This is a genomic window from Ruegeria sp. D1(2025) (assembly GCF_056536425.1).
Window position 1 is genome coordinate 137,720 of record NZ_JBQFPO010000007.1, and the last position, 19,748, is coordinate 157,467.

Sequence of the window (19,748 nt, forward strand, 5' to 3'; positions counted from 1 at the left end):
GGATCCAACCCCAGCAGAGAGGTCGAAGAAATCCCATGTCCCGCCTCAGCTCGATCCGGCCGAGCAATCTTGTGTTGCTCGCTGCGGCCCCGTTTATCATCTATCTCTTTGCAACGTCTTCAAAATACCTGCGATCCCTTATCTCCATCCTGGGGATCGGCAACAATGCAGGCGCGATCTTTGTCGGGTTCCTGCTGATCCTTACAGTAGCCGCGCTGGGTTATCTGTGCGCCCGCAGCGCCCGGTTTCAGACGGTCGCGCCCTTGTGGTTGCGCGGTGCAGCCTTGGCGGCATTGCCAGCGGCCGCAGCGCTGGCGGTTCTGGGCTTCGTGGCCCCACAAATTTTGATGCCATTTGCCGAATCCGTGTTCTTTCACGCACTCAGCGAAAATACGTCAGCGCTTATAGACCGATCAGAACAGACATGGGTTCTTTTTCCGGAAGTGGTTCAACAGGTTCAGAGCGGTTTGCAGATACTGCTTTGCGTTTATGCGGCTTTGGTAGCCGTCATCTTGATTTCGCCAAACCTGCCAACTGCGATGCGCGGGTATGTCCGGTTGGGGCTAGAGATTCTTACCGGTGCCGCACTGTTTTATCTGATGTTCATGGCGCACTGGCAGTTTGCGACCGGTGTCGCAATCACCTTTCGGGCGGCAATATTTGCCTATATCTTTGCCGCGATCCTGGGGCTGATCTGGGTAGGATTGCAATCTTTCAAGCCCAAGGCCAGAACAACGGTGGTCTATGGCTCGATCAGTCTGGCCCTGCTGGCAGTCTCGGCTTTTTTCTTCATGCAGCCGCAGGTCAGCTATGAACTGATCGGTACAACCGAAGCCCGCATTGCCATTGTACGCGGTACGCCGCAGGCGCAGGCAGACATCATTCGGTTTGGCGAATTCGAGGGCGGAGAAGGTCAGCAATACCGCATCCGCAGCGCACCGGATGCCGCCAGCGCACTGGATCAGATCGAGTCCGTGGACAGCGTGTCGGGTGCCTTTGTTCCCGCCGGGACAAATACCAAAGGGTATCCGGTGATCTGGCATACCAGCTTTCTGCCCGACCAATACCGAAACCCGGCGCTGGCCTTTGCGGTTTTCGGCTTTCTGCTTCTGACCCTGACGATAGGTGGGGCGCAGCACAAGCTGCATCCTCTTGCGGTCGGGGCCGAGTTCTTTGTGGACACGATCCGGGGCATCCCGATGTTGGTGATCATCCTATATATCGGTCTGCCGTTGGCGGGCGCGGTCAAGGATGCCACTGGCGGCGGCATCGACATGACCAATATGACCCGTGGTATCATCGCCATATCGGTGGGCTATTCGGCTTATATGGCCGAAATCTTCCGGTCCGGCATCGAGGCCATCCCACGAGGACAGATCGAGGCGGGCGGATCATTAGGCCTGTCGCGATGGCAGACTGCGCGGCTGATCATTCTGCCACAAGCGCTGCGGATCGTGACCCCGCCATTGGGCAATGAATTCATCGCCATGATCAAGGATACATCGCTTCTGTCAATTCTGTCGGTGCGTGACATGACTCAGCGCATGCGCGAGTTTCAGGCCGCCAGCTTTCTGCCTTTCGCTCCGTTCAACACTGCGGCCATTCTGTACGTGGTCATTACCCTTGGCTGCGCCAGTTTCCTGAAATGGATCGAGCGGCGAACCGCAAGAGAAAACAGATGAGTAAACTGGAACTTGGGGTCTGCTACTACCCGGAACAATGGGACGCGTCGCAGTGGCGTGACGATGCTGCGCGGATGGCGGACATGGGGCTGGACTGGGTGCGCATTGCCGAGTTCACCTGGGGTCTGATCGAGCCTGAGCGCGGGCGGTTCAAATGGGGCTGGCTGGACGAGGTGATTGGCATTCTGGGCGAGGCTGGCTTGCGCGTGATGATGTCCACGCCCACTGCCGCGCCGCCAAAATGGTTGATTGATGAGCATCCTGAGATCCTTCCTGTGGGTCCGGATGGCCGGGTGCGCGGGTTCGGATCGCGCAGGCATTACTGTTTCTCCAGCGACATCTACCTGGCCGAAGCCAGACGGATCGCCACCGAATATGCCCGCCGTTACGGGCAGAACCCCTGTGTTCACGCCTGGCAGATCGACAATGAATACAATGACCACGATACCGTTCTCAGCTATTCGGACGCGGCGCGCCGCGGTTTTCAGCGCTGGCTGGCCGAGCGGTACGCGACGATTGAAAACCTGAACCGGACTTGGGGAACGGTTTTCTGGAGCACGGTCTATTCGGACTTTGAGCAGATCGGGCTGCCGAACGGGTTGGTTGCCATGCCCAACCCGACCCACTCGCTTGATTTCGCGCGATATTCTTCGGACCGGGTACGGCTGTTCAATCGGACTCAGGTGGATATCCTGCGGCAGTTTTCACCGGGCCGGGACATCACGCATAACTTCATGGCGGGCAGTTTCGAGTTTGATCATCACGCCGTTGGTGCTGATCTGGATATCGTGGGTTTTGACAGTTACCCGCTGGGAAACTTGCTGGGTTCGACGCTGACGTACGAGGAAAAGCACCGGTACCTACGCACCGGGGCACCGGATTATCAGGGGTTTCACTGCGATCTGTACCGAAGTCAGGGAAATGGCCGGATGTGGGTGCTGGAACAGCAGCCAGGTCCGGTTGATTGGGCAGAGAAAAACCCCTCGCCGGCGGATGGAATGGTGCGGCTATGGACGTGGGCGGCCTATGCGCATGGTGCGCAGGCAGTGATGTTTTTTCGGTGGCGCCAGGCCAGGTTCGCGCAGGAACAATTCCACACTGCGTTGCTGAGATCGGATGGCAGCCCTGATCAGGCATCGGTCGAGCTGGCGCAGGTTGCAGGGGAACGCGATAACCTGCCGGAACAAGTCCGTGACCGGGCGCAGGTCGCCATGCTGCTGGATTACGAGTCGATTTGGGCTGCGGACATCCTTCCGCATGACGATGCTTTTCCAAACGCGCAGATCGTGCGTGAATGGTATGCCGCATTCCGGCGGTATGGGGTGGATCTGGATTTCGTGGGGCCGGACAGCGATTTGTCCGACTATGCGCTGGTTGTATTGCCACAAAGCATGATCATCACACCCGATCTTGCAGAGAAGTTGAAGAACTGCACGGCAAAATTGCTGATCGGCGCACGGTCTGGCAGCAAAACGCCCGACATGCATACCCCCGAGGGGCTGGCACCCGGACTTTTGTCAGATTTGACCGGACTGCGTGTCCTGAGGGTGGAGTCGCTGCCGGATTTGGCGGCAGAACGCGTTCGCCTGACTGGTGGAGAGACGCATGGGTTCACAGGCTGGCGCGAGATCGTGGAGACGGATCAGGACGTTATCGCGCGATTCGAAAGCCCCTACCGCGATGGAAGCCCGGCGGCCGTGCGTTCGGCGCGTGCCACTTACCTGACGATGATTCCGCGAAAAGGGCTGCTGCACGCGATTGTCGCCGAAACATTGGACTGGGCAGGAGTAATTGGCAGTGATTTCGGGCCGGACGTGCGCATCACCCGCCGTGGCGACCTGACATTCGCCTTCAATTTTGGTGACGTCGCAGTAACATTGCCAGAAGACAAAAGCCGCCGATTTTTGGTCGGACAAGCCAGTATTGGCCCGTGTGACCTGGCCGTCTGGTGTGATTACTCAGTGGCTTAACCAGGTTTTCCAATCGGTTGGCCGGCAATCTGGACCTATTATTTTTGTCAACTGTCACTTTTGGCCTGACAGGCTTGCCGCAAAGTTCTAGCCTGCGACTACAAAACAAAAACAAGTCGTTCCAACAATGGGAGTACACTCAATGGAAAACCGTAAAACTGTAACGCGTCGTACAGTCCTTAAAGGGGCCGGTGCAGCGGCGCTGGCAGCGCCACTATACAGCAAGTCCGCTTTGGCATCTTCGGGTGAGATCAACATCCTGATGTGGTCGGATTACCTGCCGCCGTCCTTCATCGAAGAGTTCGAGACCCTGACTGGTATCAAGGTCAACTACACCGGTATCGGGTCGAACGAAGAAATCATCAACAAGATGAAGGCCACCAAAGGCCAGGGCTTTGACATCATCTCGCCCACCAACAACCGCTCGCTCCAGTGGGAGCCGCTGGAACTGCTGCAGCCGTTTGACATGAACAAGGTTCCGATTGATCTGGTGAACCCGGCGATGGCGAAGATCGGTACGGATGCCTGGAACTTCGGCGATAGTGGCGCGCACTGGCTGCCGCATATCTGGGGCACCGAAGGCATCGCATATCGCACCGATCTGTGGCTGCCTGAAGGCGACGCACCGTCTTATGGCGACGTCTGGTCCGAGGAAAACGCCGGCAAGACCATGGGCCGTGCGCACTCGATGATGCTGGGCGCCGGTCTTTATATGGAGCGTTCCGGTGAGATGGAGCCGGGTTCGGTCTGGGCCGCATATGGCGACGAAGAGACCATGCGCAAAGTCTGGGGTCAGATCGCCGACTGGTGCATCGCGCGCAAGGACCGGATCAAGCTGATCTGGAACGACGCGGACACGCAGAAGAACGGTCTTTTGAATGAAGGCGTTGTTGTCGGCCAAACATGGGACGGCCCGCCGCTGGCCCTGAAATCTGCCGGTGAACCTGTGCACTATCAGGCGCCTGTTGAAGGTGCGATGGCCTGGGTTGACGGTATTTCGATGCCGTCAGGTGCGGCGAATATCGACCAGGTCTATGCATTCATCGACTTTGCCTATCAGGCCAAGCCTGCCGGTGTTGCAATTGACAGCCACGGCTACAACTCGCCGGTGCTGGGTGCCGACCAATATTCGGGCGACACCTACAAGAAGAACTTCGCCGAGGCCTATCCAGGCGACTCGCTGGCCAACCTCAATCCGTGGCCGGCCGAAGCACCTTGGTACGCGGAAACCCGGACCGAGTTCGTCAACAAGTTCAAGAGCGCCTGATCGCCTTGAAATCTGGCCCCTCGCGCTGGCGCGGGGGGCTGTTTCCGTACGCCGCCCCGGTGCGACGGACAGAAATGTGACACGGTCGCGGGCCGTGCTCCAGGGAGATACCAAAAATGAGTGCAGGGGTCGGAGTCGATCTGGAAAACCTGTGGATCCGTTTCGGTGATTTTGTCGCCGTGCGAGATGCGAACGTAAACATCAACGGGGGCGACTTCTTTTCGTTCCTCGGCCCCTCGGGCTGCGGCAAGACAACCATCCTGCGCGCCGTGTCGGGTTTTCTGGAGCCGAGTGAAGGGAACGTCCTGATCGGCGGCAACAATATGCGGGGGATCGGGCCCAACAAGCGTCCTACTGCGCTGATCTTTCAGAACCTGGCCCTGTTTCCGCTGATGAAGGTCTGGGAAAACATCACCTTCTCGATGGAAATCAAGGGCGCCAGCGCTGCCGAACGTCGCAAACGTGCGGACGAACTGCTGGATATGATCGCGCTGCCGGGGCAGGGCGACAAACTGCCCAGCGAATTGTCGGGCGGTCAGCGTCAGCGTGTGGCAATCGCACGTGCCCTGTGTGCCGAACCCGATGTTCTGTTGCTGGACGAACCACTGTCCGCCCTGGACCTCAAGCTGCGCCAGCACATGCGGACCGAACTGCGAGAAATTCAACAGCGTGTGGGCATCACCTTTATCTACATCACCCACGATCAGGGTGAGGCGCTGACCATGTCGGACAACATCGCCGTTATGCGAGCAGGTGTCATCGACCAGATCGCCGACGGTAAAACCATTTACAACGATCCCAATACGGCTTTTGCAGCCTCTTTCGTGGGCGAAAACAACGTCTTCCGCGGCAAGATCAAGCAAGTGATGGGCAATGAGGCCCTGATTTCGACCAACCGCTCGGGTGAGCTGGTTGCACGGATTTCGACCGCCAATCAGGGCAAGATGAAGGAAGGCGACGACGCGATGATGTTCATCCGTCCCGAAGCCTTCGCCATAGCGCCGGACAGTGCAACGGGCAATCATTTCGTCACTGCCCGCGTCAACCACGAAGAATTCGAGGGCAACGTCTTTAACATTTTCACCGAAGGTGAAGGCGGCAAAGAGATCAAAGTGTCGATCCCGAACCACGGACAGTCTTTCGAGGATCACACCGGTCGGAACATCACGCTGGAATACGAGACCCGCAACGCGGTTCTGGTTCCTGCTGGTGAGCTGGCAGCGGAATAAGGGGAAGAACTTATGCCCCGGTTTCTGAAAGAATTTTTCAATCGCAACGGCACCGGCATGGGACTGGCAATTTTGGGTTTGGTGGTCTTCTGGACCATTGGCCTGATCATTTTGCCTCAGCTGTCGATGTTGGACTTCTCTTTCCGTCCAAACCTTCCGCCGCCTGAAATCGGCGGGCCCAAGGACGTTTATACGCTGGAGAACTACAAATACCTGATCTATGGCCCCGAAGGTGGTAGTCAGGATTATAACGTGGTCGATCTGCGGGTGTTCTTTCGAACGCTTGTCGCGGCGGTCTGTGTGACGATCTTCAACCTGATCATCTGTTATCCGATTGCCTATTACCTCGGCCAGACCGAGGGCAATCAAATCCGTATTTTCGCGATCATGTTGATCATTCCATACTGGATCAATGAAATCCTGCGCGCCTTTGCCCTGCGGATTATCTTTGGCGAGACCGGTGTTCTGAATACGCTGTTCGTGGGACTGGGGATCTGGGATACGCCGTTCGACTTCATCCGCAACGATATCGCGCTTTATGCGGGTCTGGGCTATGCCTACATCCTGCTGATGATCTTCCCGATGTATAACGTCATTGAAAGTCTGGACAAAAACCAGATCGAAGCGGCGCGGGATCTGGGTGCGCCCTGGTGGCGGATTCACTGGCGCGTGGTCATTCCATATGCCAAGCCGGGTATCAGTTCTGGGTGTACCATGGTGTTCATGCTGTCCGCCGGTGCGCTGGCCGCCCCACAGATTCTGGGCGGTCCATCGTCGCTGTGGTTCACGCAGCTGATCTATCAGCAGTTTAACGACAACAATGACTGGCCGCAGGGGGCCGCCTACGCCATCGTGCTGCTGGTGACCTGTATCCTGTTCGTTCTGGCGATGATGCGTGTGTTCAAAGTGAACATGGGGGACATCGGGAAATGAATAATTCCTTCCTCCGCATAAGCATCTGGGTCTATCTGGTCATCTTTTTCCTGTACCTGCTGGGCCCGCTGGTGATCATGTCGATTACCGCTTTCAACTCGTCCGGGTTCCCGAGGATGAGTCCGTGGGAATGCCTAACCTTCCAGTGGTTCGGCGAGCTGTTTCAGGATCAGCGTATTCTGAATGGCATCAAGAACTCGCTAATCATCGGTGCCGGAACGGTTGTCCTGTCGGTGGCGATGGGTCTGGCCGGGGCGCTGATGCTGACCCAGATCTGGCCCAAGCTTCGGGCGACCTACTACACCGTCATCATCGCGCCGATCCTGATCCCCGGTGTTGTTCTGGGTATCTCGACCCTGGTCTTTTGGGACAGGATCAACCGGTTTCTGGGCCTGGGGGCTGACAGCTTCCTGTCCAACGGTATCTTCCTGACAGTGATCGGCCAGTCTACCTTTATTGCCAGCTATTGCATGCTGGTGCTGGTAGCGCGTCTGCAGCGCTATGATGTGGCATTGACCGAAGCGGCGCTGGATCTCGGGGCAAGCCATGCCCAGGCGTTCCGCAAAATTCTGTTGCCCTTCATGCGCCCCGCGATTGCGTCGGCGGCAGTGTTGGCGTTCCTCGCTTCGTTCGAGAACTACAACACGACCACCTTCACCTTCGGTGAATACCCGACCCTGACAATCGAACTGGCGCAGAAGGTCCGCTATGGTATCACGCCTGCGATCTCGGCCCTGGCTTTCATCATCGTGGCGCTGACCGTGTTTTTTGCCTTGCTGAACGAGGCAAAGCTGAAACGTCAGGAACTGGTCGCGGCGGCCCGCAAACAGGCCACGGTTGAGGAATTGGCTGGCAAGATCAAACTGCCCAGCTTCTTTTCAGGCAACACCGCCGCCGTATTGCTGGTTATCTTCTCGGTCGCAACGATCACCGTTGTGGGTACTGCTACGGCCTATAACCCCGCGCAGTGCATTGCCAATGTGAAAGAAGAGAAGCGCCTAGAGGCAGAACAGCGGATTCAGGAGCTGCGCAAGCAGCGCGAAGAACAGCGCAAAAAGCGCGAGGCGGAACAGGCCGAACAGGGCGACGCCCAGCAATCGGCTCCGAAACCGTCGAACAACAGCGGCTTTGGAAACGTGTTCGCGCCAAATACACTGGGCGGAGAGGAGAGCGACGGTGCTTCGGAACCCGAAGAACAGCCCTCGGATTCGAACGGTGGAAGCGGGGGTTTCGGCGGGGCATTTGACCCCAACAGCCTGAACAGCGGCGACTAGACGTAACTCGCCCAACACCAGACCACCGCCCGGACAAGTCAGTCTTGTTCGGGCGGTTTGCGATTTAGGATGATCACATCGCATCCATCAATTACATGGCCGTTCCATTCCACGGGATCAGCGTTGTAGTTAATCAGGATCTCGTGATCCGCAGTTTCGCGGCGGCGCAGGCCACGTGGCATTGGTTGCAAGGACAGGCCAATCTCTTGAGCGGCCAAAGCAATCACGCGGTCCCAAAGGGCCTCGTCCGGAAACCCCGCCAGATACCAAAGCCCATCAGCGCCTTTCAGCGCCGGGGACTTGTCCTGAAACAGAAGCAGATTGGGGGCGTCCCCTGACACGCGGTCGACCCAGTGTTTCGCAGCTCCGCCGCCGACGACCGCGCGGTCAACGTTGGGGGGTAGCGTTTCCACAAGGTCAACATTGCAACTAAGTGCCTTCAGGCCGGGACGGCCTGTCTGGGGTATTTGAAATTCAGATGTGATTGCCCCTGTTCGGGGCCCGAGGATGGCAAGATCACAGCTTTCCGACAGCCTGCTTTCAAACCCGTCATCCAGCGTTGCCAGACCGGGGGCAAGGATCAGCCTGTACTTTTCCGCGGACTTGTCCGCTGAAGTTACGAAATCAACAGACAACCCAGCACGGCGAAGGGCGCAATAGGCCGAAAAAACCAGCCGAAAGTAATCGAAACCGGCACCTTGCGGCTGTGTTTTCCAAGCCCAGTCCGAGGCGTAGTCGAACACGAGTGCAACTGGGGCACGCGATGGCCTCACTTCCCCCAATCCGGTCAGAACGTCTGCGGTCTGCCTGACTTCATCCAATGCAGGAGCGGGGCGATTGTCCGGTGTCAACAGACCGGCATGCATCTGTTCCTGCCCGAACGGGGCCTGCCGCCAACGAAAGTAGCTGATCACCTCGGCACCATGGGCAACGGCCTCAAGGGACCAAAGCCGAACCATTCCGGGCAGGGGGGCTGGGTTATAGGGGGCCCAGTTCACCGGTCCGGGCTGTTGTTCCATCACCCACCAGCGCCCGTGACCAACTGCACGATAAAGATCATGGTGAAAGGCCTGCATGTCCGGATCACCCTGCTGCAGAAACGCAGATTTATGATCCTCATCCGCTTCAAGCCTGTCAGACAGAAAACCGATGGGATAGCTGTCCCACGTGGCGATATCGAGGTCTTTGCCCACCGCGAAATGGTCGAATTCCAACACGCGGCCCATGTAGTTGTGCAGCAATGGTGCATCCGTCAGCGGACGCAGTTCATCTACCTGCACCTTATTGAAAGCCGCGACCTGATCAGAACTGAAGCGACGAAAGGCCAGCACATGCGCCGGGTTCGGCTCGGTCACCGTCAGGTTTGGAAGGTCGATCTGGTCGAATTCACTGTATTCCATTGACCAGAACACGTTACCCCAGGCTTCATTCAGCGCGTCTATGCTGGTGTATTCGGCGGCGAGCCAAAGGCGGAAAGCCTGCAAGGCCGCCGGACTGTAGCTGATTGTGGTGTCATGACAGCCGTATTCGTTGTCGATTTGCCAGGCCACGACATGAGGATTGCGCCCGTACCGCTCACCCATGATCCGGGCGATGCGGCCGCATTCGTTCGCGTAACCCTTGTGACTGAAGCAATAGTGACGCCTTGATCCAAACTTTCGAGGGTTCCCCACAACGTCCACTGCCAGCATGTCCGGATGACGGTCCAGCATCCAGCGTGGTGGTGTTGCCGTTGGCGTACCCAGAACAATCTTCAGACCGGCCGAGCCAAGCGTTTCAATCGCCCGGTCCAGCCAGTCGAACTGCAATTCTCCCGGGCGGGGTTCCATCCTACTCCAGGCGAATTCCCCGATCCGAACCCAATGCAGGCCGGCCTCGATCATGCTTCTGGCGTCTTCTCGCCACATCTCTTCGGGCCAATGTTCGGGATAATAGCAAACGCCCAATTCCGGCTTCATAGGATGACCCGATATTCTGCCCTACCCTGACCAGCGCCGCGGGCGGCGAAGGTCATGCCATTGGTGGGTTGTGCTTCGATTACGTCCGCATCCAGACCCTGGCGGGCCGTTGTGCAGAACAAAGTGGTCAGGTCTTCACCACCGAATGCGGGGCACGAGGTGTGGGCGGCCGGAACCGAAACCGCGCGGAGAAAACTGCCCTCGGGACTGTAAACAGCGACACGGCCAGCCCCCCATTGCGCGATCCAGATGTTGCCTGCGATATCCGTTACGGCTCCGTCAGGGTTCAGCCCGGCTTCGCGAAAGTCCAGAAACACCGAGCTGTCGCCAATGGGCCAACCGGTTTTGCCCTCCAGTTTCCAACGACGCACCTGCCCGGCAGCGGTGTCCGCGAAATAGGCGCAGGACCTGTCAGGTGCGAAGCAAATCGCGTTCGAGATTGTCACGTCCGGGACCAGTTGCCGCAATTCACCCCGCCAATATCTGTAGATCGCCCCGGCGCCGTGTTCAGCGTTTTTGCCCATGGTCCCGATCCAGAACCCGCCCCATGGGTCAGCCCGCCCGTCATTCGAACGTGTCACCGGGTTATCGGTTTCAAGCGGTGTGACCAGTTCCTTTCTGCCATTGCTCAGGCCAAGCCGCCACAATCCCGTTTCCGACGCAATCAGTAACGTGTCAAGATCCACCCAGCCAGCTGCAGAAACATGTTCGGCAAGATCCCAGCTTTTTTGCCCGGATTGATCCCTTGTCATCAGGCACCGGTTAAGGATGTCAAACCAGAACAACTGCTGCCGTTCCGGATGCCAGAGCGGCCCTTCGCCCAACGCGCAGGGACGCTCGTCATAGATTTCGGTCATTCCACGGCCTCATCATACGCCGCCACGATCTTTCCGGCGCGGTCGGCAATCTCCGTGACGCTCATTCCGGGTTTGAACAGGGCTGATCCGATTCCGAAACCGTCCGCGCCTGCCCTGATCCAGTCCCGGAAGTTGTCCGGGCCCGCTCCGCCGACGGCAAATACCAGTGTTCCGTCGGGAAGGACAGGGCGCAACGCTGCCAGTCCTGTGGGACCGGCAAGAATGCCGGGAAACAGTTTCAACCCGGTGGCGCCGGCGCGAAGTGCAGCGAATGCCTCGGTTGGTGTGTAGACGCCCGGCCAGCTTTGTATGTTCAGCGCAACGGATTTGCTGATGACATCCACATCGCAATTCGGGGAAACGATCAGTTTCCCGCCTGCGGCTGCAACTGCCTCGGCCTGTTCAGGTGTCAGCACGGTTCCTGCACCGATAAGAGCGCGACCGCCGAAGGTGGCGGACAAAATGCGGATGCTCTCCAGCGGGTCAGGAGAGTTCAGGGGGACTTCGATCCGGTCGATACCGGCCTCAAGCAGCGCTTGACCAACTGGGACTGCCTCATCCGGGCGCAATCCGCGCAAAATGGCTATGATTGGACGGCTCATGCGGTTTGCCTCGTGAGTTGTCGCGCTTGAGCCAGACCTGCCAGTGTTACCAAAGTGGCATCCGCCGTTTCCACAAACGCACCTTGTAGCTGTAGCGCCTTGGCGTACACCTCTGATGGTCCTTCCGCGCCGATGATGGCCAGTTGCTGACCCAGCCAGTAGGGGCGCGTGGCTGCAAGTTCCGCACCGATCAGCAGACCGGACAAGCGCGCACGCGCCACGTCCTTGCTCTGGCCATGCAGCAGGTCGGCTGCGCGCAGGCCGAACAGACGGGCCGCCATCTGCTCCGGCATTGAAAGGGTGTCTGTCACGGCTTCCGCAAAAGCGGCCTCATCCCAGCCGGTGCCAACCGAGTGTTGCAGGACCGATTGTCCCTGAAGCAGATCAAACATTTCGCCGGTCATGAACGTGCGGAAACTGACGACCTCGCCAGCGCTGACCTGAACCCATTTCGTGTGTGTCCCGGGCAAGCAAATCACACCGTCCCAGTTTGGACGTGTTGCCAGAAATCCTGCGATCTGGGTTTCTTCGCCGCGCATGACATCGGCGGGATCGCTCTGTTTTAGTCCCGGCACCACAAACGCGCGAATACTCGGATCAGTGCCCGGCACACGGATTGGCATTTCCGGAAGCGGCGCGGACGGAACCGCAGAGTAGGGGGCTTCGACCCAACCCTGCCGGGCACCAACCATGCCGCAGGCAACCACATCGGTCGGGCCGGCGCCAAGCCAGCCTCCAATCAGGTCCAGCAGGACCTGCTGAAAATCGCGCCCCGCAACACGTGACATGCCCCGGTCGGATTGGGCGTGATCCAGTACGGAATCGCCTTGCATTGCCCAGGCGCGCAGATGGGAGGTTCCCCAATCAACCGCGATCCATTCTGTGTTCATGTTCTCACCCCGTAACAACGACGCCGCCATCGACCACCATGCACTGCCCCGTCATCGCGCGGCTGGCGTCCGAAGCCAGAAACAGTGTCGGCGCAATCATGTCGTCCGGTGTCAGATGCTCTTTCAGACACTGTCGTTCCATATGTGCCGCCAAATCCTCGGGCGTGGCCCACATGTCCAGCTGTTTCTGCGTCAGAACCCATCCAGGCGCCAGGGCATTAACCCGGATTTTCTGCGGACCCAACTCGCGCGCAAGCGACCTTGTCATCCCCGTGATCCCGGCGTTCGATGTGGTGTAGATCGGATATCCCGCGTTGCCCATCATGTAGCTGATTGAAGAGAAATTGATGATCGACCCGCCGGCCTCCTGCATTTGCCGCGCGGCCTCCTGGCAGGCGAAGTAATAAGCCTTGAGATTTACCTCAATCATCCAGTCCCAGAACTCCGTGGTGGTTTCGGATAGTCCGTGCCGTTTGTCGTTCGCAGCGTTATTGACCAGCACCTTGATCGGCCCGTAAGCCTCGGCGGCTTTTGCCATGGTCGCGTGCAGCAACTCTGTATCGGTGATGTCGCCCTGCAAAAACAGCGGTGCGCGCCCGTGCTTCTCCTGCATCTCGTCGACAAAAGCGCTGGCGTCCGAGCGGCCAATGAAGGCAACATTTGCGCCCTGTGCGAGGAATCCGTCGGTCAGGGACGCTCCGACGCCCGATCCGCCGCCGGTGATGAAAACGGACGCGCCGTTGAGGTCGTGGAATGTGGCGGCTTGGGTCATCAGTGGCTCTCTCGGGTCACAAGGCGGGTGTCTTTGCCGACAAGGAAATCAAGGTCTGCTCCCTGATCGGCCTGTAGCACGTGGTCGATATAGAGTTTCGCGTAGCCGCGGGAATAATGGGGGTCGTCCGGTTGCCACGCGGCACGACGGGCGTCCAGTTCCTTTTCATCGACCAACAGTTCCAGTTCGCCCTTGCTGGCGGAAACCCGGATGCGATCACCGGTTTTGACCAAGCCCAGCGTGCCTCCGGCCTGCGCCTCGGGGCTGACATGCAGGATGACTGTGCCATATGCGGTGCCGGACATGCGGGCATCGGAAATGCGGATCATGTCGCGCACGCCCTCTTTCACCAGCCTGGCGGGGATCGGCATGTTGCCGACCTCGGGCATCCCCGGATAACCTTTGGGGCCGCATCCTTTGAGGACCAGAATAGTTTCGAGCGTCACCGGCAGATCGTCGCGGTCAATATTGGCTTTCAGGTCTTCGATATTTTCGAAAACGTATGCCTCGGCCTCGGTTTCCAACAGCGCATCGGTCGCCGCCGAAGGTTTCACGATGGCCCCGTTCGGCGCAAGGTTGCCGCGCAGAACGCGCAGGCCCGCGGCGGGTTTCACCGGATCGTCAAAGGGGCGGATGACGTCTGTGTTGAAACATTCGGCCCCTTCGTAGTGGGCTGAGATGTCTTTGTTCAGCACCGTTTTCGCCGGGCGGAGGAAGGGTTTCAGTTCGGACAGAACGACGGGAACGCCACCCGCATAGCAGAAATCCTCCATCAGGTATTTACCCGACGGCATACAGTTCACCAACAGCGGAATCTCGGATCCGATTTCGAAATCCTTAAGGCCCAGGTCCACACCGACGCGACCCGCCAGCGCCAGCAGGTGAACCACCGCGTTGGTCGAGCCGCCCACGGCGGCATTGGCAAGAATGGCGTTCTCGAACGCCTCTTTGGTCAGGATGTCCGAGGGTTTGAGGTCTTCGTCGACCATCTCGACGATCCGCTTGCCGGTCAGATGCGCCAGCGCCATGCGGCGGGCATCCACGGCGGGCAGGGCGGCGTTGGTGGGCAGCGACATGCCCATAGCCTCGACCAGAGACGCCATGGTCGACGCCGTGCCCATGGTCATGCAGACGCCGGCACTGCGGGACATGCCGGATTCTGCGTTCATGAAATCCTGCAGGGTCATTTCCCCCGCGCGTACAGCCTCGGAGAATTTCCACACGTCGGTGCCGGAACCGATATCCTGCCCGCGATACTTGCCGTTCAGCATCGGGCCCGAACTGACGACGATCGAGGGCAGATCAACCGAGGCCGCACCCATCAACTGGCCCGGCGTGGTCTTGTCGCAACCGCCCAGCAACACGACGCCGTCGATGCCATAGGCGCGGATAGATTCCTCGACATCCATCGCCAGCAGATTGCGGAACAGCATGGCGGTGGGCTTCATCTGGGTTTCGCCCAGCGACATCACCGGGAATTCGACGGGAAAGCCACCGGCCTCCCAAACGCCGCGTTTCACGCCCTCGGCCAGATCGCGCAGGCCTGAATTGCAGGGTGTCAATTCAGACCAGGTGTTGCAAATGCCGATGATTGGGCGCCCGTCAAAGGCATGATCAGGAAATCCCTGGTTTTTCATCCAGGAGCGATGGATGAACCCATCTTTGTCGAGTTTTCCGTACCAGTGTTGTGAGCGGCGCTTTTTCATTTCTTGTTTTGCTTTTCGTGGTTCGGGTTGGGTTTGAGTATTTGTGAAAAGATGAAGGTCAGGCCGCGCGGGCCGGGCGGCACCAATCGGGAAGCCAGTCGGAATGGGCAGTCAGCAGATCGGTAACCAGGCCTCGGATCTGCCGCAGGTCCAGTTCCGCTGCGGTGTGTGGGTCCATCATGGCCGCGTGATAGATATGCTCCGGGTTCTGCTCGGTCAGGGCGCGGACGGTCAATTCCTGCACGTTGATCTGAGTGCGCATCATGGCGATCAGTTGTGGCGGAACATCAGCCACAATCGAAGGCTGAACACCGTTGCTGTCCACCAGACATGGCGTTTCCACCGCAGCGCCCAATGGAAGTTGCGGAATCTGGCCGGTGTTTGGCAGGTTGCCGTAGGCCGTATAAGGTTCGTCTGTGATGATGGCGTTCATGAGGTCGGCGGCGAATTCGTGACTGCGGATCACGTCTATGTTGCCCCCATCAGTCAGAGTTTTTGCCTTCTGCTGCCAGTCGGCGATCTGTTCCTCGCAACGGGTCGGGTATTCGTCCAGCGGAATCGAGAACTGCTCGATCAGATCATCGCGCCCGTCCTTGATGAACCACGGAACGTACTCGGCCAGGTGCTCGGAGCTTTCCGTGCAGAAATAGCCCAAATGGTCCATCACCTCGTAGCGCACCTTGTTGGGGCAACGCGGCATCAAAAGAGGGGCTTTGGGAAGCTTCCCGGTGGCGTAGCCTTGCCGCAGGGCTGGGTAGAGATCGCACCCCTCGTACTCGAGCCGCAGGAAGAAGGCGACGTGATTGACGCCGGCCACCCGGTAGCGGATATCGCTTTTGGGCAAGTCCAGATCGTGGGCCAGTTCCTCGACCGTGTTCTGGACCGAATGGCAGAGGCCCACGTGTTTCAGCGACGGGAATCTTTCCGCCAGGGCCCATGTATTGATCGCCATCGGGTTGACGTATTGCAGCAGCGTCGCGTCGGGACAAAGCTGCATCATGTCCTGCGCCACGTCCCAGAGAACCGGAACGGTCCGTAACCCGCGCATGATGCCGCCAACCCCCAGCGTGTCGGCGATGGTCTGACGCAAGCCGTATTGCTTGGGAATCTCGAAATCGGTGACAGTGCAGGGCTGGTATCCCCCGACCTGGAACGCGGTAATTACGAAATCCGCCCCATCCAGGGCCGACCGGCGGTCAGTGTGGGTGGACACGGTCGCGCCGGTTCCAACCGAACGGATCATCGCCCTTGCCACGGCCTCGCTTTCCGCCAGGCGCACCGGGTTTATATCCATCAGTGCAAAATGGCTGTCGGCAAGCGCGGGGGTCAGCAGCGCGTCGCCCACGATGTTTTGCATGAAGATCGTGGAACCCGCGCCGATAAAGGTAATTTTGGTCATTTGACAGCTCCGAGGGTCAGACCCGCGATGAAGTGTTTCTGCATGAGGAAGAACATGGCCACAGGCGGCAAAGCGGCGACGATCGAGCCTGCGCTCATCAACTGGTAGGCGGCCCGGAACTGAGCGTTGAAACTTGTGATACCGGCTGTCACGGGCTGGCTTTCTGCGCCTTGGGTCAGTACCACGGCCCAGAAGTAGTCGTTCCAGATGAACGTGAAGATAAGGACGCTGAGGGCAGCGATAGCGGGTTTCATCAGCGGTAGGACGACGTACCAGAAGATGCGCCATTCGCTGATACCTTCGACACGGGCGGCCTCGATCAGTTCAAAGGGCAGGGCGCGGATGAAGTTGCGCATGAAGAGTGTGCAGAACCCGGTCTGGAAGGCGATGTGGAACAGCACAAGCCCGGTTTTGGTGTTGTAGAGACCCAGTTGCAGCGTCAGGTCGCGCACGGGAACCATCAGGATCTGGAACGGCACGAAGTTGCCCGCCACGAACATGAAGAAGATCCAGATGTTTGACTTGAATTTGTAGATCCCCAGCGCAAACCCCGTCATGCAGCTGAGCGCGACCGCTCCGATAACCGTTGGGATGGTGATCATGAACGAGTTCAGCAGATAGCGCGGCATGTCCGAGTTGAAGAATACCTGACCGTAGTTGAACGCGCCTTCAAAGCTGGAGGGCATGCCCCAGTAGTTTGCGTTGGTGAAATCCGCTGCCGGTTTGACGGAGAACAGCGCGACGGCCAGCAAAGGCCCCAGCCACAGAAGCAGCGCCAGGGGCAGCATGGCCTGATAGGTAATCTGCGCCGAGCGGGGTTGTTTTTCGATGGGTTTGGGAAACATCTCAGTGCCCCTTCTCTTCGCGGTACATTGACCAGAGGAAATAAGCGATGAAGCACAGCATGATCAGGAACAGGATGACCGCGATGGCCGCGCCGTACCCCATGCGGAAGCCGTATTCGGACAGGGCGACCTCGAACATGTAGTAAGCCAAGACACGGGAGGAACCGAAGGGGCCGCCCTGCGTCATGATTGAGATCAGGTCAAAGCTGCGCAGAGCACCGATAATTGTGACAACGAAGGCGATGAAAGTAGCGGGCCGCAGTTGCGGCAGGATGATGTGCCAGAGCATCCGCATGCCTTTGGCCCCATCAAGACGCCCGGCTTCGATCTGTTCGGGGTCCACGGCATTCAAACCGGTGAGATACAAGATCATGCAATACGCGGTTTGAGGCCAGAGGCCCGCCAAGATGATGCCATAGGTGACAAAACGTTCGTCTCCCAGGACATTCAGGGGTCCGGCGCCGAAAAACCCCAGGAACTCGTTGAGAAGTCCGAAAGTCGGATCGTAGAACCATGTAAAGACGAGGCCCACAACGACCTGAGAGATGACAAACGGGAAGAAGAAAAGCGACTTGTAGAGGCGAATGCCCCTGACCGTCTGGTTCAGGAACAGCGCAATGAACAAGCCGGCGGGAATCGCAGCCAGATACAGGATCAGCCAGATCAGGTTGTTTTTGAGAGAGATGTAAAATGCATCCCGGTCAACCCATTCCCAGTACAAATCCTCGTAGTTGCGGAACCCGACATATTCAGCCGCACCAAGACCGTCCCATTCATAAAGCGACAGGTTAAAGGACTGAAACACCGGAATGATCACATAGACCATAAAGAACAGCAGGCCGGGGGCCAGAAACAGCCAGGGCGCGATGCGCTGCTGATTTCTGTGAAACCAGCTTTCCTGTTCGGGGACGTCGACGGCAGACATGCGGATACTCATGGTTTAGGTGGAAGGAGTAAGGCAGGTTGGCACCCGCCTTACACAGGTTCAGGTGCAGGCCGGGCGTGTGCCCGGCCCGACCGGATTAGTTTTCGTAAATGCGCTCACGTGCGCGTTCCAGCTTGGCCAGGATACGATCCAGATTGTCCGGTTTGACCATGAATTCCTGGAAGCCTTCCATAGACACTTTTGCCATTTCCGCCGGTGCATCCCGATCCCAGAACTGCGCCACGCCGCCCGGGCTGTTCGACGACAACATCTGGAAGCCCTGCTGGAGGAACTTGTCATCATCCACCGAAGATTGTGCGTTTACCGGCAATTGCCCAAGGTTCGAGCCATTGTTGATTTCGGTCTGCTCTTCCGCAGAGACCACAAAGCGCAGGAACTCACGCGCTGCTTCCTTGTTCGATGCATTCGCAGGAATGTGGAATGTATCTGTCGGGGCATCTTCAGCCATTTCGACATCAGGGTTGATGGACACGAACTGGTAGAAGTCCAGCTGATCGTCGGTCAGGCCGCCATCCCTTAGCGGCGCGACAGCGAAATTCCCCATCAGATATGCAGCCGCTTCGCCGTTGACCATGAAGGGCAGGGCCTCTTGCCAGCTGTAGGTCTGGTGATTGTCGATGAACGCGCCCATGTCGATCAACTGTTTCCAGTTGGCGAAAGTTTGTTTGACCCGGTCGTCTTCCCAGCTGATTTCGCCATTGGCAAGCTGGTTGTGGAAGTCGAAGCCGTTGGTGCGCATATTCAGGTAGTCGAACCAGCCGCCTGCGGTCCACAGGAATTTGGTGCCGATGGTATAGCAGGCGCGGCCTGAGTCGACGATTTTCTGGCAGTTGGCCAGTTCCTCTTCCCAGGTGGTGGGTTCGCTAAGGCCCAACTCATCAAAGATGTCTTTGCGGTAATAAACGCCCCACTGGTAGTAGGTATAGGGTACACCCCATTGCTTGTCATCGATGGTCATCGCGCCCTTGGTCGAGGCGAGGTTTTCAGCAATCTCAGGCTCGGCCCACAGATCTGAAACATCCTCGAACAGGCCTGCTTCGACATAAGGCTTCATGCGGTTGGCGGCATACCACGTGGCAACGTCCGGCGTGTCGGCGGTCAGGAAGTTGCGGATTTGCGTCTTATACGCCTCGCGGTCGATCACTGTGGTTTCGATTTCCAGCCCCGGGTGCTTTTCAGCGAAGCGGCCGATCATCGCTTCCATCGTCGCGCGCGGCGCCGGGTTGGATGTGTCCAGGAAAATCCGCAGCTCACCAGTGAGTTCGGCATAGGCCGGAACGGCAAGTGCAACGCTCATGGCCAGCGCGGCCGTTGTGCGCTTGTAGATGGAATGCATGGTTTCCTCCCTTAGCTTCCACATTTAGGTTCCACATAGTGAAACTTAGTTTTATATATTGAAAACTACACATCGACTCGGT

General features: G+C 58.3%; 16 protein-coding genes. 6 read left to right on the top strand and 10 right to left on the bottom strand.

The genetic code is table 11. The features are described from left to right. Positions 1–35: 35 nt before the first annotated feature. From ACR1XU_RS16420 to ACR1XU_RS16445, 6 genes are all read left to right on the top strand, one after another. Positions 36–1,682 (top strand): amino acid ABC transporter permease, encoded by a 1,647-nt coding sequence (locus tag ACR1XU_RS16420; RefSeq protein ID WP_480907854.1) that lies wholly within the window; start codon positions 36–38, stop codon positions 1,680–1,682. Next, positions 1,679–3,652 (top strand): beta-galactosidase, encoded by a 1,974-nt coding sequence (locus ACR1XU_RS16425; protein WP_480907856.1) that lies wholly within the window; start codon positions 1,679–1,681, stop codon positions 3,650–3,652. Before ACR1XU_RS16420 ends, ACR1XU_RS16425 begins: the two co-directional genes overlap by 4 nt. A gap of 142 nt (positions 3,653–3,794) precedes the next feature. Next, a complete protein-coding gene (locus ACR1XU_RS16430) occupies positions 3,795–4,919 on the top strand; it encodes an extracellular solute-binding protein (protein WP_170611241.1) in 1,125 nt (374 codons plus the stop codon). 116 nt (positions 4,920–5,035) lie between these two features. After that, positions 5,036–6,148: an ABC transporter ATP-binding protein gene (locus tag ACR1XU_RS16435; protein WP_170681330.1), complete on the top strand. Its 1,113-nt coding sequence runs from the start codon at positions 5,036–5,038 to the stop codon at positions 6,146–6,148. Positions 6,149–6,160: 12 nt separating this feature from the next. After that, a complete protein-coding gene (locus ACR1XU_RS16440) occupies positions 6,161–7,081 on the top strand; it encodes an ABC transporter permease (RefSeq protein ID WP_170611235.1) in 921 nt (306 codons plus the stop codon). Continuing rightward, positions 7,078–8,355 (top strand): ABC transporter permease subunit, encoded by a 1,278-nt coding sequence (locus ACR1XU_RS16445; protein ID WP_170611232.1) that lies wholly within the window; start codon positions 7,078–7,080, stop codon positions 8,353–8,355. Before ACR1XU_RS16440 ends, ACR1XU_RS16445 begins: the two co-directional genes overlap by 4 nt. 38 nt (positions 8,356–8,393) lie before the next feature. Here the strand turns inward: ACR1XU_RS16445 and ACR1XU_RS16450 are convergent, their stop codons facing one another. The 10 genes from ACR1XU_RS16450 to ACR1XU_RS16495 all read right to left on the bottom strand — a co-directional run bounded on the left by ACR1XU_RS16450 (position 8,394) and on the right by ACR1XU_RS16495 (position 19,666). Beyond that, the gene (locus ACR1XU_RS16450) at positions 8,394–10,313 is read right to left on the bottom strand and encodes a beta-galactosidase (protein WP_480907859.1); all 1,920 of its coding nucleotides are present in this window, start codon (positions 10,311–10,313) and stop codon (positions 8,394–8,396) included. Next, positions 10,310–11,170 carry an SMP-30/gluconolactonase/LRE family protein gene (locus ACR1XU_RS16455; protein WP_480907861.1) on the bottom strand — a complete coding sequence of 287 codons (861 nt, stop codon included), beginning with the start codon at positions 11,168–11,170 and terminating at the stop codon, positions 10,310–10,312. Before ACR1XU_RS16455 ends, ACR1XU_RS16450 begins: the two co-directional genes overlap by 4 nt. Further along, positions 11,167–11,772 carry a 2-dehydro-3-deoxy-6-phosphogalactonate aldolase gene (locus tag ACR1XU_RS16460; RefSeq protein ID WP_480907863.1) on the bottom strand — a complete coding sequence of 202 codons (606 nt, stop codon included), beginning with the start codon at positions 11,770–11,772 and terminating at the stop codon, positions 11,167–11,169. The genes ACR1XU_RS16455 and ACR1XU_RS16460 overlap by 4 nt, the downstream gene beginning before the upstream one ends. Then, entirely contained in the window at positions 11,769–12,662 is an 894-nt protein-coding gene (locus tag ACR1XU_RS16465) for a 2-dehydro-3-deoxygalactonokinase (RefSeq protein ID WP_480907865.1), read from the bottom strand. Before ACR1XU_RS16465 ends, ACR1XU_RS16460 begins: the two co-directional genes overlap by 4 nt. 4 nt (positions 12,663–12,666) lie before the next feature. After that, positions 12,667–13,434, bottom strand: a complete 768-nt coding sequence (locus ACR1XU_RS16470; RefSeq protein ID WP_480907867.1) for an SDR family NAD(P)-dependent oxidoreductase — start codon at positions 13,432–13,434, stop codon at positions 12,667–12,669. After that, positions 13,434–15,140 (bottom strand): IlvD/Edd family dehydratase, encoded by a 1,707-nt coding sequence (locus tag ACR1XU_RS16475; RefSeq protein ID WP_480907869.1) that lies wholly within the window; start codon positions 15,138–15,140, stop codon positions 13,434–13,436. The genes ACR1XU_RS16470 and ACR1XU_RS16475 overlap by 1 nt, the downstream gene beginning before the upstream one ends. Positions 15,141–15,198: 58 nt before the next feature. Further along, the gene (melA, locus tag ACR1XU_RS16480; RefSeq protein ID WP_480907871.1) at positions 15,199–16,539 is read right to left on the bottom strand and encodes an alpha-galactosidase; all 1,341 of its coding nucleotides are present in this window, start codon (positions 16,537–16,539) and stop codon (positions 15,199–15,201) included. After that, entirely contained in the window at positions 16,536–17,384 is an 849-nt protein-coding gene (locus ACR1XU_RS16485) for a carbohydrate ABC transporter permease (protein ID WP_170619379.1), read from the bottom strand. Before ACR1XU_RS16485 ends, melA begins: the two co-directional genes overlap by 4 nt. A 1-nt stretch (position 17,385) precedes the next feature. Further along, a complete protein-coding gene (locus ACR1XU_RS16490; protein WP_480523450.1) occupies positions 17,386–18,309 on the bottom strand; it encodes a carbohydrate ABC transporter permease in 924 nt (307 codons plus the stop codon). Between the two features lie 97 nt (positions 18,310–18,406). Further along, entirely contained in the window at positions 18,407–19,666 is a 1,260-nt protein-coding gene (locus tag ACR1XU_RS16495; RefSeq protein ID WP_170611203.1) for an ABC transporter substrate-binding protein, read from the bottom strand. Positions 19,667–19,748: the final 82 nt, after the last annotated feature.

What these genes read in the sequence shown, in the direction of transcription:
- ACR1XU_RS16420 (WP_480907854.1), top strand. Translation starts at nt 36, where the DNA reads ATGTCCCGCCTCAGCTCGATCCGGCCGAGCAATCTTGTGTTGCTCGCT.
- ACR1XU_RS16425 (WP_480907856.1), top strand. Translation starts at nt 1,679, where the DNA reads ATGAGTAAACTGGAACTTGGGGTCTGCTACTACCCGGAACAATGGGAC.
- ACR1XU_RS16430 (WP_170611241.1), top strand. Translation starts at nt 3,795, where the DNA reads ATGGAAAACCGTAAAACTGTAACGCGTCGTACAGTCCTTAAAGGGGCC.
- ACR1XU_RS16435 (WP_170681330.1), top strand. Translation starts at nt 5,036, where the DNA reads ATGAGTGCAGGGGTCGGAGTCGATCTGGAAAACCTGTGGATCCGTTTC.
- ACR1XU_RS16440 (WP_170611235.1), top strand. Translation starts at nt 6,161, where the DNA reads ATGCCCCGGTTTCTGAAAGAATTTTTCAATCGCAACGGCACCGGCATG.
- ACR1XU_RS16445 (WP_170611232.1), top strand. Translation starts at nt 7,078, where the DNA reads ATGAATAATTCCTTCCTCCGCATAAGCATCTGGGTCTATCTGGTCATC.
- ACR1XU_RS16450 (WP_480907859.1), bottom strand. Translation starts at nt 10,313, where the DNA reads ATGAAGCCGGAATTGGGCGTTTGCTATTATCCCGAACATTGGCCCGAA.
- ACR1XU_RS16455 (WP_480907861.1), bottom strand. Translation starts at nt 11,170, where the DNA reads ATGACCGAAATCTATGACGAGCGTCCCTGCGCGTTGGGCGAAGGGCCG.
- ACR1XU_RS16460 (WP_480907863.1), bottom strand. Translation starts at nt 11,772, where the DNA reads ATGAGCCGTCCAATCATAGCCATTTTGCGCGGATTGCGCCCGGATGAG.
- ACR1XU_RS16465 (WP_480907865.1), bottom strand. Translation starts at nt 12,662, where the DNA reads ATGAACACAGAATGGATCGCGGTTGATTGGGGAACCTCCCATCTGCGC.
- ACR1XU_RS16470 (WP_480907867.1), bottom strand. Translation starts at nt 13,434, where the DNA reads ATGACCCAAGCCGCCACATTCCACGACCTCAACGGCGCGTCCGTTTTC.
- ACR1XU_RS16475 (WP_480907869.1), bottom strand. Translation starts at nt 15,140, where the DNA reads ATGAAAAAGCGCCGCTCACAACACTGGTACGGAAAACTCGACAAAGAT.
- melA (WP_480907871.1), bottom strand. Translation starts at nt 16,539, where the DNA reads ATGACCAAAATTACCTTTATCGGCGCGGGTTCCACGATCTTCATGCAA.
- ACR1XU_RS16485 (WP_170619379.1), bottom strand. Translation starts at nt 17,384, where the DNA reads ATGTTTCCCAAACCCATCGAAAAACAACCCCGCTCGGCGCAGATTACC.
- ACR1XU_RS16490 (WP_480523450.1), bottom strand. Translation starts at nt 18,309, where the DNA reads ATGTCTGCCGTCGACGTCCCCGAACAGGAAAGCTGGTTTCACAGAAAT.
- ACR1XU_RS16495 (WP_170611203.1), bottom strand. Translation starts at nt 19,666, where the DNA reads ATGCATTCCATCTACAAGCGCACAACGGCCGCGCTGGCCATGAGCGTT.